At 66.7% G+C, this 672-nt stretch carries 1 protein-coding gene; it reads right to left on the reverse strand.

Annotated elements, in window-relative coordinates:
- Positions 1-672 (reverse strand): ImcF-related family protein (locus M5B99_RS29695; RefSeq protein ID WP_248807467.1); only part of this gene is annotated, 672 nt, incomplete at both ends.

Raw genomic sequence — 672 nt, forward strand, 5'->3', positions numbered from 1 at the left:
CCTTGCACCAGTTGGTCGATGACCGGCACCTTGTCCTGCGCCATCAGCTTCTGCGCGGACTGGATCAGCGAGTCGGCCAAGGCCTGGCGGCGGGTGCCGGCCTGACCCTGGTAGGCCAGGGTGTTCATCAGGCCGATCAGCGGTGACTGGCGGATATCGCTCATCAGGGTCAACTGGTCGATCACCGCGCCCAGGCTATCGGCCTGATGCCAGCGCAGGCTGTTGAGGAAGTCCAGCCAGACCCCGGCGTAATCCTGGAAGTAGCGTTCGGTAAGGCGTTCCCGGAGCAGGTCCGGGGTCAGCTCGGGGGCCAGGTTGGCGGGTTTGTCGCTAAGCACCCAGTCGACTTCCTCGCGGCGCGCCTGGGTGATCTCGTCGATGGCCTGACGCACCTGGCCCTCCCAGGCCTGGCGGGTGAACACACCCGGTACCGTGGCGGTGGTGGAAAACAGCCCCAGGGTCGCGGTTTCGCCGAGTATCTGCCGCAGGCTTAACGCCGGGTAGTGCGGGGCCGCCTTGTCGAGCACCTGCTGGTACAGGGCCGCTTCGGCATCACGCTGGCCCAGTTGGTTGAGCAGGATCTGCCGGGCCTGGGTGACCCGCAGCGGATCGGCCTCGATGCGCCAGGCCGGGTGGGCGGCCAGTTGTTCGGCATAGAACTGCCACAGGTTG

The sequence above is a fragment of the Pseudomonas sp. MWU13-2100 genome (assembly GCF_023242365.1).
GTDB lineage: Bacteria > Pseudomonadota > Gammaproteobacteria > Pseudomonadales > Pseudomonadaceae > Aquipseudomonas.